This is a genomic window from Saccharopolyspora erythraea (assembly GCF_018141105.1).
GTDB classification, from domain to species: Bacteria; Actinomycetota; Actinomycetes; order Mycobacteriales; family Pseudonocardiaceae; genus Saccharopolyspora_D; species Saccharopolyspora_D erythraea_A.
On the sequence record NZ_CP054839.1, the window covers coordinates 6,469,134 to 6,482,661 of the forward strand.

The 13,528-nt window shown below is 72.0% G+C and carries 12 protein-coding genes; 5 read left to right on the plus strand and 7 right to left on the minus strand.

From position 1 onward, the window contains the following. Positions 1-469 precede the first annotated feature (469 nt). Positions 470-1,393: an NADP-dependent oxidoreductase gene (locus HUO13_RS28905; protein WP_211898136.1), complete on the minus strand. Its 924-nt coding sequence runs from the start codon at positions 1,391-1,393 to the stop codon at positions 470-472. A 132-nt stretch (positions 1,394-1,525) separates the two neighbouring features. On the opposite strand from HUO13_RS28905, the gene HUO13_RS28910 reads away from it, so the two are divergent. Together HUO13_RS28910 and HUO13_RS28915 are read left to right on the plus strand one after the other, a co-directional pair. Further along, complete coding sequence (locus HUO13_RS28910) at positions 1,526-3,070, plus strand: UxaA family hydrolase (protein WP_211898137.1); 1,545 nt, start codon at positions 1,526-1,528, stop codon at positions 3,068-3,070. Between the two features lie 186 nt (positions 3,071-3,256). Continuing rightward, positions 3,257-4,354, plus strand: a complete 1,098-nt coding sequence (locus HUO13_RS28915) for a nucleotide disphospho-sugar-binding domain-containing protein (RefSeq protein WP_211898138.1) — start codon at positions 3,257-3,259, stop codon at positions 4,352-4,354. 53 nt (positions 4,355-4,407) lie between these two features. Here the strand turns inward: HUO13_RS28915 and HUO13_RS28920 are convergent, their stop codons facing one another. Beyond that, the gene (locus tag HUO13_RS28920) at positions 4,408-5,736 is read right to left on the minus strand and encodes an MFS transporter (protein ID WP_211898139.1); all 1,329 of its coding nucleotides are present in this window, start codon (positions 5,734-5,736) and stop codon (positions 4,408-4,410) included. 533 nt (positions 5,737-6,269) lie between these two features. On the opposite strand from HUO13_RS28920, the gene HUO13_RS28925 reads away from it, so the two are divergent. Beyond that, positions 6,270-7,088, plus strand: coding sequence for an SAM-dependent methyltransferase (locus HUO13_RS28925; RefSeq protein WP_211898140.1), 819 nt, complete (start codon positions 6,270-6,272; stop codon positions 7,086-7,088). A gap of 65 nt (positions 7,089-7,153) precedes the next feature. On the opposite strand, the gene HUO13_RS28930 is transcribed toward HUO13_RS28925, so the two are convergent. Both HUO13_RS28930 and HUO13_RS28935 read right to left on the minus strand, forming a co-directional pair. After that, positions 7,154-8,029: an alpha/beta fold hydrolase gene (locus HUO13_RS28930; protein WP_211898141.1), complete on the minus strand. Its 876-nt coding sequence runs from the start codon at positions 8,027-8,029 to the stop codon at positions 7,154-7,156. Positions 8,030-8,098: 69 nt separating this feature from the next. Then, positions 8,099-9,256, minus strand: a complete 1,158-nt coding sequence (locus HUO13_RS28935; protein ID WP_211898142.1) for an LLM class flavin-dependent oxidoreductase — start codon at positions 9,254-9,256, stop codon at positions 8,099-8,101. Between the two features lie 333 nt (positions 9,257-9,589). Between HUO13_RS28935 and HUO13_RS28940 the strand changes: the two genes are divergently transcribed. Beyond that, the gene (locus tag HUO13_RS28940; protein WP_211898143.1) at positions 9,590-10,102 is read left to right on the plus strand and encodes an LppP/LprE family lipoprotein; all 513 of its coding nucleotides are present in this window, start codon (positions 9,590-9,592) and stop codon (positions 10,100-10,102) included. A 13-nt stretch (positions 10,103-10,115) separates the two neighbouring features. Here HUO13_RS28940 and HUO13_RS28945 read toward each other — a convergent pair whose 3' ends face one another. The 3 genes from HUO13_RS28945 to HUO13_RS28955 all read right to left on the minus strand — a co-directional run bounded on the left by HUO13_RS28945 (position 10,116) and on the right by HUO13_RS28955 (position 12,608). Further along, entirely contained in the window at positions 10,116-11,228 is a 1,113-nt protein-coding gene (locus HUO13_RS28945; protein WP_249124153.1) for a J domain-containing protein, read from the minus strand. Positions 11,229-11,295: 67 nt separating this feature from the next. Continuing rightward, a complete protein-coding gene (locus HUO13_RS28950; RefSeq protein WP_211898144.1) occupies positions 11,296-11,535 on the minus strand; it encodes an acetyl-CoA carboxylase in 240 nt (79 codons plus the stop codon). A 71-nt stretch (positions 11,536-11,606) separates the two neighbouring features. Beyond that, positions 11,607-12,608, minus strand: coding sequence for a flippase-like domain-containing protein (locus HUO13_RS28955; protein ID WP_211898145.1), 1,002 nt, complete (start codon positions 12,606-12,608; stop codon positions 11,607-11,609). Positions 12,609-12,755: 147 nt separating this feature from the next. Between HUO13_RS28955 and HUO13_RS28960 the strand changes: the two genes are divergently transcribed. Further along, complete coding sequence (locus tag HUO13_RS28960) at positions 12,756-13,328, plus strand: GNAT family N-acetyltransferase (RefSeq protein WP_211898146.1); 573 nt, start codon at positions 12,756-12,758, stop codon at positions 13,326-13,328. Positions 13,329-13,528: the final 200 nt, after the last annotated feature.

Genomic DNA, 13,528 nt, shown 5'->3' on the forward strand with positions numbered 1-13,528 from the left:
CCGAGGTGCTCCCGGCGATCGCGGGAGCGCCGCACACGGGCGCCAGCGCAGCGGTCAGCGCCATGGCGAGCACACCGGTGGTGAGCAGAACCCGAGGAGATCCGGTCGTCGCTTCGGAATGCGGCGAAAGATTTCGTTCTGAACGCACAAGCAACCCCGTGGTGGTGAACGAGTCGCGACGCGGAACGGATTTCCCGCGCAGTGCGCGGGTTGTTCACGTCGCCGGTCGGTTGAACTGCTGGTTCAGCGCGCCTTTTCCCCACTGTTCGACGCACTTAGGGCGCTGTCCACCGCGGGAGACGAGTCCTGCGACACATCGGCGACGTGATCTGTTCCGCCGACCACAAATCCGCCGGAGCGGCAACGAATTCCGAGATCGGGACGATTCCGCCGCGACCACAGCGAGGCGACAAAACCGCAGGTGCCGCAACGATCGGCGGTGGCGGGTCTCCGCGACCCGCCACCGGGATCAGGACACCTCGAGCACGAGCTTGCCGCGGGTGCGCCCCTCCTGGCTGAGCCGGAACGCCTCGGCCGCCGAGGACAGCGGCAGCACCCGGTCGACGTTCACCGCGAGCTTCCCGGCGTCGGCCAGCCGCGCGAGCTCGGTCAGGTCGGCCGAGTCCGGCCGCACGTAGTGGTACATGCCGCCGGCTTCCTTCACCCCGGGGTCGACGATGGAAACCACCCGGCGCGGCGACTTCAGCAACGACTGCGACACCGCCACGGCGTCGCCGCCGGCGAAGTCCAGCGCGATGTCCACCCCGTCCGGCGCGAGCTTCCGAACGCGCTCGGCCAGCCCCTCGCCGTAGGTCACCGGCTCGGCGCCCAGCTCGCGCAGGAAGTCGTGGTTGCGCTCGCTGGCCGTGCCGATGACGCGCAGGCCCTTGGCGGCGGCGATCTGCACTCCGAACGAGCCGACCCCGCCGGCCGCCGCGTGCACCAGCACCGTCTCGCCTCCGGCGGCCTCCACCCGCGCCAGCGACTGGTACGCGGTGAGCCCGGCCAGCGGCAGGCCGGCGGCCTGGTGCCAGTCCAGCGCCGCGGGCTTTCGGGCGAGGGTGCGCACCGGAGCGGAGACGAGCTCGGCGAACGTGCCGTGCTGGACCTCGTCCTTGCGCACGTACCCGATCACCTCGTCACCAGGCTCGTACTCCCAGACCGCCAGGCCGACCTGTTCGACCACACCCGCGACGTCCCAGCCGGGGACGATCGGGAAGTGCACGTTGAGCAACGGGTCGAGCGCGCCGCTGAGGATCTTCCAGTCGACCGGGTTCACGCCCGCGGACTTCACCCGCACCAGCACCTCGTCCGGACCGACCTTCGGATCGGGCACATCGGTGAACCGCAGTTCCTCGGGACCGCCGTACTGCAGCGCTGCAATCGCCTTCATGCCCGGCACAACCTGGCGTCCGCGGCGATCATTCCCGCTCGCGGGATCGGTGTAGTGACAGCCGTGCGCACCGCCCGTAGAGTCTGCGTTCACGTGATGGAAGCCACTTCACGTTCGTGAAGGAGTGACCCGGTGGCGCTGCAGAACCTGGACGAGCTGGCATTCCGACTCCACGCCGACGACGACGTCGTGATCGCCAAAGCCGACGTCGAGCCCGGCTCGTACTCCCGCGGCGGCACCGCCGTCGAGGTCCCCGGCGAGGTGCCGCGCGGCCACAAGCTGGCCACGGTCACCATCGAAGCGGGCGACCCGGTCCGCAAGTACGGCCAGATCATCGGTTTCGCCACGCGCGCGATCCGTCCCGGCGAGCACGTGCACACCCACAACGTCCAGTACCAGGAGTTCCAGCGCGACCACGCCTTCGGCGTGGACAGCAGGCCGACCGAGTACGTGCCCGAGGAGCGGCGCGCCACCTTCCAGGGCTACGTGCGCCCCGACGGCAGGGTCGGCACCCGCAACTACCTGGGCGTGATCACCTCGGTGAACTGCTCGGCCACGGCGGCCAAGATGATCGCCAGGCAGGTCGAGGCGTCCGGGATGCTCGACGACTTCCCCAACGTCGACGGGGTGTGCGCGCTGACCCACACGCTGGGGTGCGGCAGCGGCGGTCCGGGCAACGAGGGCTTCGAGGTGCTGCGCCGGGCGCTGGTCGGCTACGCCGGGCACCCGAACTTCGCCGGGCTGCTGGTGATCGGGCTGGGCTGCGAGGTCAACCAGGTCCGCGACCTCACCGAGATGCTGAAGCTGCCCGAGGGCATGCCCGTGCACGCGATGACGATCCAGGAGCTCGGCGGCACGCGGAAGACCGTCGCCGAGGGCGTGCGGCGCATCACCGAGATGCTGCCGGTGGCAAACCGGAACCGGCGGCGCGCTGTGCCAGCCTCCGAGCTGGTGATGGCCATGGAATGCGGCGGTTCCGACGCCTACTCCGGCATCACCGCCAACCCCGCCCTGGGCGCCGCCGCCGACCTGCTGGTCCGCCACGGCGGCACCGCCGTCTTCGGCGAGACGACCGAGATCTACGGCGCCGAACACCTGCTCACCCGGCGCGCGGTCAGCCGCGAGGTCGGCGAGAAGCTGCTGGAGCGCATCGCGTGGTGGGAGTCCTACGTCCAGCGCGACGGCAGCTCGATCAACAACAACCCCTCCCCCGGCAACAAGGCGGGCGGGCTGACCACGATCCTGGAGAAGTCCCTGGGCGCCGCGGCCAAGGGCGGCACGACCGACCTGTGCGACGTGGTGCGCTACGCCGAACCGGTCACCGCCAGGGGCCTGGTGTTCATGGACACCCCCGGCTACGACCCGGTCAACGCGACCGGCCTGATCGCGGGCGGGGCGCAGCTGATGTGCTTCACCACCGGGCGCGGCTCGGCCTTCGGCTGCAAGCCCGCGCCGAGCCTCAAGCTCGCCACCAACACCCCGCTCTACGAGCGGATGACCGACGACATGGACATCAACTGCGGGACCATCGCCGACGGGCACTCGGACGTCGAGGAGATGGGGCGGGTGATCTTCGAGCGCGTCCTCGCGGTCGCCTCCGGCGAGGCCACCAAGAGCGAGGAGCTCGGCTACGGCGACGAGGAGTTCGTGCCCTGGCACCTGTCCACGGTGCTCTGACGCGGCCACTGCCGGGGTCACTGCTCTGATCCGATCACCGCGCTGATCCGGCCACCGATGCCCTGACCACTCGATCGAGTGATGCGGGTCAAGGGCCTGGCGCGGATGTCGACTGCTCTGCCGAGGGGTGTCGCCGCGCGCGGCACCTCCGGTCCGCCGACTCCGTCCGATGGGCAGTTTGCCGACATGCGCGTCCTGTTCACCACCACGCCCGGCCGCGGTCACTTCTTCCCGATGGTTCCCCTCGCCTGGGCCCTGCGCTGCGCGGGGCATCAGGTCCTCGTCGCCGCGCCGCCCCAGATCGCCGAGTCCGTCCGCGCTGCGGGGCTTGAGCACGTCCCGGTGGGTGGCGGCGCCCCGGACGCCGGGCGGTACCGGGAGTTCACCGCCGAGCCGTGGGCCGTGCTCGCCGAACACGCGGTCGACGAGACCGCCGATCTCGTCGCGCGGTGGTTTCCGGACCTGGTGGTCTGCGATTACGCCGAGCTCGCCGGTCCGGTCGCGGCCGCGGTGCACGAGGTTCCCGCGGTCTCGCACCACTGGGGCCTGCACCTCTCCGACGAGTCGGTGCGCCGGCTCTTCTCCGGTGCTGCCGCCATCCGGTTGCGCAGGCTGCACGCGCGGTTCGGGTTATCCGACAAGGATGCCGCGCCCGAGCTCGTCGTCGACCTGTGCCCGCCGAGCCTGGCCCGCTTCGACCGCAGGGGATGGCTGCCGATGCGCCACATCCCCTACGGCGGGGCGGGAATTCCGCCGCCGTGGCTGTGGGAGCCGCGCGATCGGCCGCGGATCTGCGTGTCCATGGGCGGTGTGCCCGCCGAGGTGGTGCACGAGACGATGCGAGGACTGGCCTGCGCGGAGGCCGAGATCGTGCTCACCGGCTCTGACGTTCCGGCCGACCTGCCCGGTGTCCGCGCCGTCGGCTGGCTTCCGCACGACCAGCTGTTACCGACCTGCGACGCGGTGGTGCACCACGGCGGCTCCGGCACCGCGATGAACTCCCTGCTGTGCGGTCTGCCGCAACTGGTGCTGCCGCACGCGGGCGAGCAGTTCGAGAACGCCGAGCGGCTGGTGGCGGCGGGCGTGGCCCGGCAGGTCGGCCGGGGCGAGCGCGACGCCAGGACGCTGGGCGCCGCGCTCGAGCAGCTGCTCGAGGACCCGTCCTACCGCGACCGGGCCCTTCGGGTCAGGTCGGAGATCGAGTCGATGCCCGCGCCCGGCGAGGTCGTGCTGGCCCTGGAGGCGCACGCCGAGTCGCCGCCGGCGCTGACGCCGATCCGGTAGGGGCTGCTTCGCAGGCGGCGTGGGACCCGGCCCGCACCGCTGCGCGAACATTCCTACCGCGACGCAGCCGTGGCGAGCCGCGGCAGGTCCCAGCGCTGGCGCCGCAGCGACACCGGCACCTCGTCGCCGCGCGCCTGAGCCTCCAGCACGACCGCGCGGGCCCGGCGCCACCACACGAAGGTGCGCCACGACGCGAGCAGGAGCATCGCGGGCAGCGCGAGCATCGCGACGCGGTAGGCGTCGACCCCGGGCATGCCCTGCACCCCGTCGAGCAAGAGTCCCACCAGCGCCACGCCGAGCGCGGTGGCCGAGTGCCCGCCCGCGTTGGCGACTCCGGTCGCGGTGCCGACCTGCTGGATGGGGTTGTAGTCGCGCACCAGAGCGAAGGCGATCGACGACACCGGGACGCCCAGGGCGAACACCGTGAACGCGACCATCACGAAGGTCAGCGGCGGGGTCCCGCCGGGCCAGCCGAGCAGCGCCGTCCAGGTCAGCGCGCTGATCACCAGGTAACCGACCACGATCGGCATCCGGCACTCCGGGCGCCGCCCGATCAGCGCGCCGACCACGGGGCCGCCGACGACCTGGCCGATGATCAGCACGCTCAGCAACGCGCTCGCGGTCGCGGGCGCGACGCCGAGCCCCTCGACGAGGTACGGGAATCCCCAGAGCAGGGTCAGCGCGCCCGCGGCGAACAGCGTGCCGAAGTGCACCCAGAACGCCAGCCGCGTGCCCGGGACCGCCCACGCCGCGCGCACCCGCGCCATGGTCGCCGCGGCACCGCTCGGGCGACCGGCGGTGCTCGAGGTGCGGGGGTCGCGCACGAAACCGAAGGTGATCGCGGCATAACCGGCGGTCAGCGCGCCCACCAGCAGGAAGGTCGGCGTCCAGCCCATACCCTCCAGCGCCAGCGTGAGCGGGAAGGTCGCGGCCACGCCGCCCAGCGCGCCCAGCGCGCTGGAGATCGTGGCGACCAGCGCGTAGCGGCGGGCCGAGAAGCTGGTGGCGACCAGCCGCAGGATGCTCACCCAGGTCAGCGCGTCGCCGACGCCCAGCACCCCGCGCGCCAGCAGCGCCATCGGGTAGGAGGCGGCGACGGCGAAGAGGATCTGGCCGGCACCGAGCAGCAGCACCGCCACCGTGACCACCCGCCGCGGCCCGAACCGGTCGGCCAGCAGACCGGTGGGGATCTGCATTGCCGCGTAGATGCTCATCTGCAGCACCGTGAAGGCGCTCAGCGCGGCGGGCCCGACGTCGAAGCGGTCGAGCGCCAGCGGGCCTGCCACCCCCAGGCTGCCCCTGTGGAACACCGCGGCGAGATAGGCGATCACCGCCGCGCCCCAGATCCACCACGCCCGACTCTCCGGTCGGTCGGCAGCCACGGGAGACCTCCTTCTTCCTGGTTCAGCAGATGTCCGGGCGGCGAGAAACCGCGGTTGTCTTTCTTCCACCTTGTTCTTCGGTGCGGTGTCGCGTCGGGTTACACCATCGCGACGTGTACTGCGACACACCGGTATTACATTTTCCCTGGCGTGCGCCCGAGAAGCAAATCCGAGTCCATCCACTGTGGACAATTTTTCCGCCGGGTGACGGGAAGGTGGAATGCCCGGCGGGTATCGGCGCGGTGAAAACGCGCCGATCAGCGCGTTGACCTGCGCTTTGGCACGATTGTGACGTGGCCGTCCGGATCATGGCCAGGCAACAACAGCGCCTGTCATGCAGCTGCGCATCGGGACAACGAGCCGCGCAGTCGGGTTGATTCGACCAGTGTCATCGGTCACTGCCGGTGGGGCGCGAGCCCGAACCGCCATCGCAGTACAAGATCGTCGGATCGCGGAAATCCGGGCGATGCGATAGGTATGATCCAGGCGACATTGCGGACCCACTGCCCACTTCCCGCGAAGGAGACGTCGAGATGACCGATTCCGAGACGCCCCGGGTGCGGGTGTCCGGGCAGCCGGACGAACTGGACACGACCGTTCCGCACGCGGCACGGGTCTGGAACTACTGGCTGGACGGCAAGGACTACTACACCATCGACCGTCAGGCCGGTGACGAGTTCCTGACCGTGTTCCCGGGCATGAAGGCCGCCGCGCAGGCCAGCCGCGGCTGCCTGGGGCGGATGGTGCGCCACATGGTGACCGAGGGCGGCGTGCGGCAGTTCCTCGATGTCGGCACCGGTCTTCCCACCGCGGAGAACACCCACGACATCGCGCAGCGGGCCGACCCGGCCTGCCGGATCGTCTACGTGGACAACGACCCCCTCGTGCTCGCCCACGCCCGCGCTCTGCTGACCAGCACGCCCGAAGGCGCGACCTGGTACGTGCACGCCGACATCCGTGAGCCCGGCACGATCGTCGACGTGGCCGGCGACATCCTCGACCTCACCCGTCCGGTCGGCCTGATGCTGTTCGGCATCCTGGGTCTCATCCCCGAGTACGAGCGCGCGAGGTCCGTTGTGGACACTCTCGTCGACGCGCTGCCCTCGGGCTCCTACCTCGCGCTGTTCGACGTCGACGACACCGATCCGGCTGCCGTCGGCGCGGCCGCGCGGTACGCGGAGTCGGGCGCGATCCCCTACAACCACCGCAGCCCCGAGCAGATCGCCGGGTACTTCTCCGGCCTGGAGCTGGTCGACCCCGGCGTGGTGCGGTGCGGGCAGTGGCGGCCGGAGGGACCGGCACCGGCCGGTCCGGAGACCACCACCCGCGCTGGGCTCGCCCGCAAGCCCTGAGCCACCACCTGGACCACGCGCAGATACCACCGCCTGCCTGGACACCCGCCCCAGCGGCAGTGCGGCTAGCCGCGCGAAGCCGCCTCCAGGAGTTCGCGCAGGATGGCCTCGGCGTGGGTCCACAGCACCGAACCTCCGGCGTCCGGCAGGAGGTGGCGTGTGGCGCCGGGGATGCGCCCGGCAAGGCTCGCACCGAGGTCGGGTGAGTGCACCGGGCTGGTGTCGTGCTCGCCGTACCAGAGGTGCACCGGCACGGTGATGTCCTCGACAGCGAAGGGCCAATGGCCCAGGACCAGCACCGTGTCACGGGCGTAGCCCGCGGGGCCCTGGGCGAATCCCCCGGACATCGCGCGGCGCAACGCTGCTTCGAAGTCGGGCCGGCAGTAAACGGCTCGGTCCACTTCGGAGCTGTCCGCGATGATCATGTCCCACATCGCGTCCACATCGCCGAAGCCGGCGAAGGACTCCTCGGACCTCCGGGGATCGGCAAGCACCGACCCCACGGTCTCCGCAACCCGCGCCTCAAGCTCGCCGATGAAGCGCGGCAGCTCGTCCCCTCCTGCCACGACCGCGGCCGCCACCGCGACGCCCCGCGCAGCGCACGCGAGCGCGAACGGCCCGCCGGTCGAGTACCCCACCACCGGCAGGGCCGGCAGCTCGCGCCGCTCGGCGAAGTCCTGGACGTCGTCGGCGAAGTCGAGCAGCGTCCGGCCGGGTGCCGGGTCGGAGACCCCGAGGCCGGGGCGGTCGACCGAGATCAGCCGGACACCGAGCGCGTCGACGACGTCGGCGCCGAAGCCGAGGGTCCTGCTCTGCGCCGCTCCGGGGCACAGCAGCACCGCGGTCCCGTCCGCGGGTCCCCACTCCGCCCAGCCCAGCACCCGGCCGCCGCCCAGCTCGGTGCGTCCGAGCCGGGCGGGTTCGTCGATCCCGATCCGCATCCGGCCATGCTCGCGCGGCGCCGAGTCAGGACGCACCTGATTAACGCGCGCCCATCCGACCAAGGCCGCCTATGAACTGGCGGCGGGTGCGAACGGGACGCTCGGTGCGTCCTGCTCGACTCCGGCCGGGTGCTGCCAGAGGCCCTTGCGGGCCAGGATCGGCAGCACACCCTCACCGAACCAGTACGCCTCCTCCAGGTGCGGGTGGCCGGAGAGCACGAACTCGTCGATGCCGACGGCGTGGTACTCCTCGATGCGCTCGGCGATCTCGGCGTGGCTGCCCACCAGCGCGGTCCCCGCACCGCCGCGCACCAGCCCGACGCCGGCCCACAGGTTCGGGTAGATCTCCAGGTCCGAGGTGGAACCGCCGTGCAACGCCAGCATCCGCTTCTGGCCCTCGGACTCGCTGCGGCCCAGGCCGCTCTGCACGCGCTCGATGGTCTCCGGGTCCAGCGCGTCGAGCAGCCGCCGGGCCTCGGCCCAGGCCTGCTCGGCGGTGTCGCGGCTGATGACGTGCAGGCGGATGCCGAAGCGGGGGCTGCGGCCCTGCTCCGCGGCGAGCTTGCGGACCCACGCGATCTTCTCGGCGACCTGCGCGGGCGGCTCGCCCCACGTCAGGTAGACGTCGGCGTGCTTGGCCGCGACGTCGCCCGCGGCGGGCGAGGAACCTCCGAAGTACACCTGCGGCACCGGGTCCGGCGTGCGCTGGAGCTGCGCGCCCTCGACCTGCACGTGCTCGCCGGTGAAGTCGACCCGCTGTCCGCGCCACAGCTCGCGCACCACGTGCAGGAACTCGTCGGTCCTGGCGTAGCGGGCGTTCTTGTCGAGGAAGTCGCCGTAGGCGCGCTGCTCCTGGCTCTCGCCGCCGGTGACCACGTTCAGCAGCAGCCGGCCGCCGGAGTGGCGCTGGAAGGTGGCCGCCATCTGCGCGCCGAGCGTCGGCGAGAGCAGGCCGGGGCGGAAGGCCACGAGGAACTTCAGCCGCTCGGTGACCTCGGTGAGCATCGCGGTCGACAGCCACGCGTCCTCGCACCACGCGCCGGTCGGCGTCAGGGCGCCGACGAAGCCGAGCTGTTCGGCGCTGCGCGCGATCTGGCCGAGGTAGGCGAGGGTGGCGGGCCGGGCGCTGGACGCGCTGTGGACGGACACGCCGTGGCCACCACCCACGAGGTGGCGGCTGTCGCCGTAGGTGGGCAGGAACCAGTGGAAGGTGAGCGGGCTGGACACGCGGTCCTCCTGTGTTGTGCCGGTGCTTGGCCTGCGGACGTCGGCTCACTGGCTGCGATGTCCGCAGTGGACGGACGGGTCCCCGGTCGCGGAAACCCGGTTCAGGTCACCGGCGACACGCCTGCGTCGTGACGCGGAGGAAGTCCACGTGACGACGTTTGGTAAGCAGCGCGCTCATCACGTGTTCATCGCAACACCGGCGCGAACACCGTGTCAACGCGGTCCCAGCACGCGGACGGCGCCGGCGCACGCCAGGTGGAACCGATCGCCGGTCCCCGGCGTCGGAAGCAACGCGGGACCGGGAGGGTGCCTGCGGTGAAGAGGAGATCGCCGATGCGTCGCCGTCGTGTTGCCGGGCTGTTGCTGGTCGTCCTGCCGCTCTTGGGGTGCGGCAAGGCCGAACCCGTCCCGCCCGGCGGACCGGTGGTGCACTCGCACGCACCGGCTCCACCCCCCGCGCCGTCGCCCGCCCCCGCACCGTTCGACCTCGATGCCGCACTGGCGCTGATCGAGCAGCAGGGCTTCACCCCGGAGGTGCCCGAGACCGCGCTGCGGGGGCCGATCCGGGCGATCAGCTCGACGTGCACCGGTAGCGCCAACGGCCGGTGCCGGGCGGTGTTCTTCTTCGACGGGCAGGCGTTCGTGCAGAAGGTCGAGGCCGGGCTGGTGCGCATCCTGGAGCAGGACGGCCGCCAGGTCCGCTTGGAGTTCCCGCAGTACGGGCCCGACGATCCCGGGTGCTGCCCGAGCGGGCAGCCGTCGGTGCACACCATTCGCGTCGACAACGGCGGGTTGGTCGCCGAGCCGCCGGTCGGCTGGGACCCCAACCGCCCGAGCGACTACTGACGGCGGGCCGCCGTCAGTCCGAGACGACCTGCTGGAGGACCGCGCCGAAGATGTCGCGGTCGACGACGGCCGGTTCGGCCGCCAGCCACTCGCCGATCTCGCGCACGAACTGCTCCGGGGTGAGCGGCGCGGCCGCGGCGTCGGGCTGCTCGCCCGTGGTCACCTCGCCGGCCCGGCTCGGGTAGACCACCAGCGCGCCGCGCACCTCGATGTCGGGAACCAGGTCGGCGAACGCCGCGACGCCTTCCGGCAGCCGGGTGCCGCCGCCGCGGAACGGGTGCCCGTTGCGCCACAGGCCGCCGTCCTCGTCGGCGTTGTAGTGCCCCGGCAGCCACCGCTTCGACTCGATCAGCACCAGCCTGCGCCCGCACAGCACGGCGTGGTCGACGTCGGCGAACACCGACTCCGGCCAGGCCAGCCCGTGGAAGATCCGCACGCCCGGCAGCCGCGTCAGGTAGGTGGCCAGCAGTTCGGCGGTGAGCTGCTTGGGCGGCGCGTCGTGCTGGTCGTCGGGTTTGCCGAAGACCTTGCGGCCGCGGAACTCGGCGGCGAACAGCCGGTCGGTCCTGCGGGCGTCCACGAAGCGGCGCAGCAGCAACAGCACCACGACTCCGGCGGCCACCAGCAGCGACAGCCACACCGCCATCAGCACCGCGTCGAGCTCCACCGCCAGACCGGCGAGCAGCAGCAGCGTCCAGCCGCCGAGCAGCCCCAGCACCGGCCCGCTCTCCGGACCGGTCACCGGCACGTACCGGATGCGCTCGCCCGGGTCGACGGTGTCCCACCACGGGATGTCGTCGGGGCTGAGCCTGGGCAGTCCGGGCACGAAGTCCGGATCGTCGCCGAACTCCCGCCGCTGGGCGGTAGCGCGGCGAGTTCTCGGCTTGCGCACCGGCATCGGCATCTCGGCGATGGCACCGGCGCCGTCGTAGTCCGCCCGGCGCACCGGGTCGTTGAGCGTCTCGTATGCCTCCCGCAGGAGCCGGAACGTGCCCGCCGTTCCACCCACGTCCGGATGCATGGTCCGGGCCAGGCTCCGATACGCCGTCTTGATCTCCGCTGCCGTGGCTTCGCGGTCCACACCCAAGAGCTCGTAATAGTCGACGCCGCGCAAGAACTCGCCCACCTCCCAGTACCGGCGCGCACATGATATTGGGCCTTGGAAGATCAAGATCAATCAGATGGGCGGGTGATTATTCGTCGTCGACCTCCAGCAGGTTCTGCCCGGTCCGCACCTCCTCGCCGTCGCTCAGCAGGAAGTGCGCGGCGGTGCCGCTGCTCTCGGCCCTGACCTGGCTGTAGGTCTTCATGGTCTCGATCACGCCGACGGTCTGGCCCGCGTCGACGTGCCCGCCCTCGGCCACGTACGGGTCGGCGTCCGGCGCCGGCCTGCGGTAGAACACGCCTTCGCTGGGTGCTTTCACGGTTGACATGCCTCGTACGGTGCCCCGGGCCAGGCGGGATCGCCACCGCAGCGCCCGCCGGCGTGACACCCGCCCGCGGCTCACGCGGGCCGCGTCCGGACGCGGTATCCGATCAGCCCGCCCACCACCAGCGGGACCCACATCACCAGGACCCGGAACACGACCACGGCAGCCGCGGCGATGCCCACCGGCGTGTCGTAGGAGACCAGCACCGCCGCCGCGCCCACCTCGGCGAAGCCGACCCCTCCCGGCAGCACCCCGACGATGCCGAAGAGCGTGGAGACCGCGTAAGCCACCAGCGCGACCAGGGGGCGGTCACCGGCGCCGACGGCGGCCATCGACGCCCACAGCATGGCCGCGCCGAGCAGGTCGACCGCCACGGCGAAGCACAGCGCGGGCACCGTGGCGCGGGGCGAGTCGCGGATCGCGGCCACCGCGTCGTAGAGCTCGTCGGCGCCACTGGTGTCGTGTGCCCGCGCGGGGCGCCGCAGCACCCGGTCGGCGAGCCGCGCGGGCAGCGTCCACAGCCTGCGGACCACCTCCCTGCTGCGCACCGCCGCGACGATCGCCGCGACCCGGACCACCAGCCCCGCCACGAAGATCACCAGGGCCAGTGACTCGGCGCGGGTGAGCCGCCCGTCGGCGCACACGACCAGGATTCCCGCACCCAGCGTGACTACGAAGGCGACCTCGGCGAGCTGCGCGGCGGCCAGGTACGCCGCGGTGACCCTGCCCTGCGGCAGCCCGCGCTGGCGGGCGTCGTAGGCGAAGGATGCCAACCCCGCGACGTTGCCGGACTTCACCGCCAGGTTCAGCGCGATCGAGGAGAGCGTGACCGGCACCAGGCGGCCGAGTTCGGCGTAGCCGCCCACGCCGACCACGCGCCGGGCGGCGGCATGCAGCAACGTCCAGTTCAGCCACCAGACCATCAGCAGGAGCAGGGCCAGCGACAGCCGGTGGCCGTCGGCCGTGCGCAGCGCCCGCGCCGCCTCCGGGATGTCCTTGCGGTTGGCCCACACCAGCAGGGCCAGCGCGGCCAGCACCGCCAGAGCGGCGGCGAACCGCACCCACCGTTTCCGCACCCGCCTAGCGTCGCAGGTCACCGACGCTCCCGCGCGCACAGCCGAGGCCACTGCGGTCCGATGTGGACTCCCACCGGAGAACCGGGCGACCGCGGGGGCGAGCTCGGGCAGAATGCCGGTGCGGCGTCGAGGCGGAGGCGGTCTGAGATGGAGCGGATCCTGGAAACCGGGCGGATGGTCCTGCGCAGGATCACCGAGGAAGACCGCGACGAGCTGTTCGCGCTGCACAACGACCCCGACGTGATGCGCTACCTCAACGGGGGCAGGCCGGTGCCCGCCGAGCGCGTCGACCACGAGCTCCAGCGCATGCTCGGCTGGTACGAGCGCGGGCCCTTCGGCTACTGGCCCGCGATCGAGAAGGCCACCGGAAGGTTCCTGGGCTGGTTCCTGCTCCGCCCGCGGGAGCTCGACGAACCGGGCACCGTCGAGCTCGGCTACCGGCTGCACAAGGCGGCGTGGGGCCGGGGCTACGCCACCGAGGGCTCGCTCGCGCTGATCCGCAAGGGCTTCACCGAGCTGGGTGTGCGCCGGGTGTACGCGCACACGATGACGGTGAACAAGGGCTCCCGGCGGGTGATGGAGAAGGCCGGGTTGCGCTACGTCCGGACCTTCGACGGCGACCTCGACGAGCCGATCGCCGGGTCCGAGCACGGCGAGGTCGAGTACGCCCTCGACCTCGACGAGTGGCGGCGCGGCACCGGCGAACACACCACCGGGTGAGGCCGGGAGCCCGGCCCGGAATGCGAAAAACCCGCTGACCTGGTGCAGGTCAGCGGGTCTCCCACGCGGACGGCCGAAACGACCGGTGGCCGTTCCTCCCTTTTGGCCGCCCCGAAAGCCGCTCGCGGACCAGATGGCGCCGGTACCGCCTGCGGCTAGTCTCTGCCGGCCCCCGGGTGCGCCGCGGCCCACCGGAAGGG

What these genes read in the sequence shown, in the direction of transcription:
- HUO13_RS28905 (WP_211898136.1), bottom strand. Translation starts at nt 1,393, where the DNA reads ATGAAGGCGATTGCAGCGCTGCAGTACGGCGGTCCCGAGGAACTGCGG.
- HUO13_RS28915 (WP_211898138.1), top strand. Translation starts at nt 3,257, where the DNA reads ATGCGCGTCCTGTTCACCACCACGCCCGGCCGCGGTCACTTCTTCCCG.
- HUO13_RS28925 (WP_211898140.1), top strand. Translation starts at nt 6,270, where the DNA reads ATGACCGATTCCGAGACGCCCCGGGTGCGGGTGTCCGGGCAGCCGGAC.
- HUO13_RS28930 (WP_211898141.1), bottom strand. Translation starts at nt 8,029, where the DNA reads ATGCGGATCGGGATCGACGAACCCGCCCGGCTCGGACGCACCGAGCTG.
- HUO13_RS28940 (WP_211898143.1), top strand. Translation starts at nt 9,590, where the DNA reads ATGCGTCGCCGTCGTGTTGCCGGGCTGTTGCTGGTCGTCCTGCCGCTC.
- HUO13_RS28950 (WP_211898144.1), bottom strand. Translation starts at nt 11,535, where the DNA reads ATGTCAACCGTGAAAGCACCCAGCGAAGGCGTGTTCTACCGCAGGCCG.
- HUO13_RS28960 (WP_211898146.1), top strand. Translation starts at nt 12,756, where the DNA reads ATGGAGCGGATCCTGGAAACCGGGCGGATGGTCCTGCGCAGGATCACC.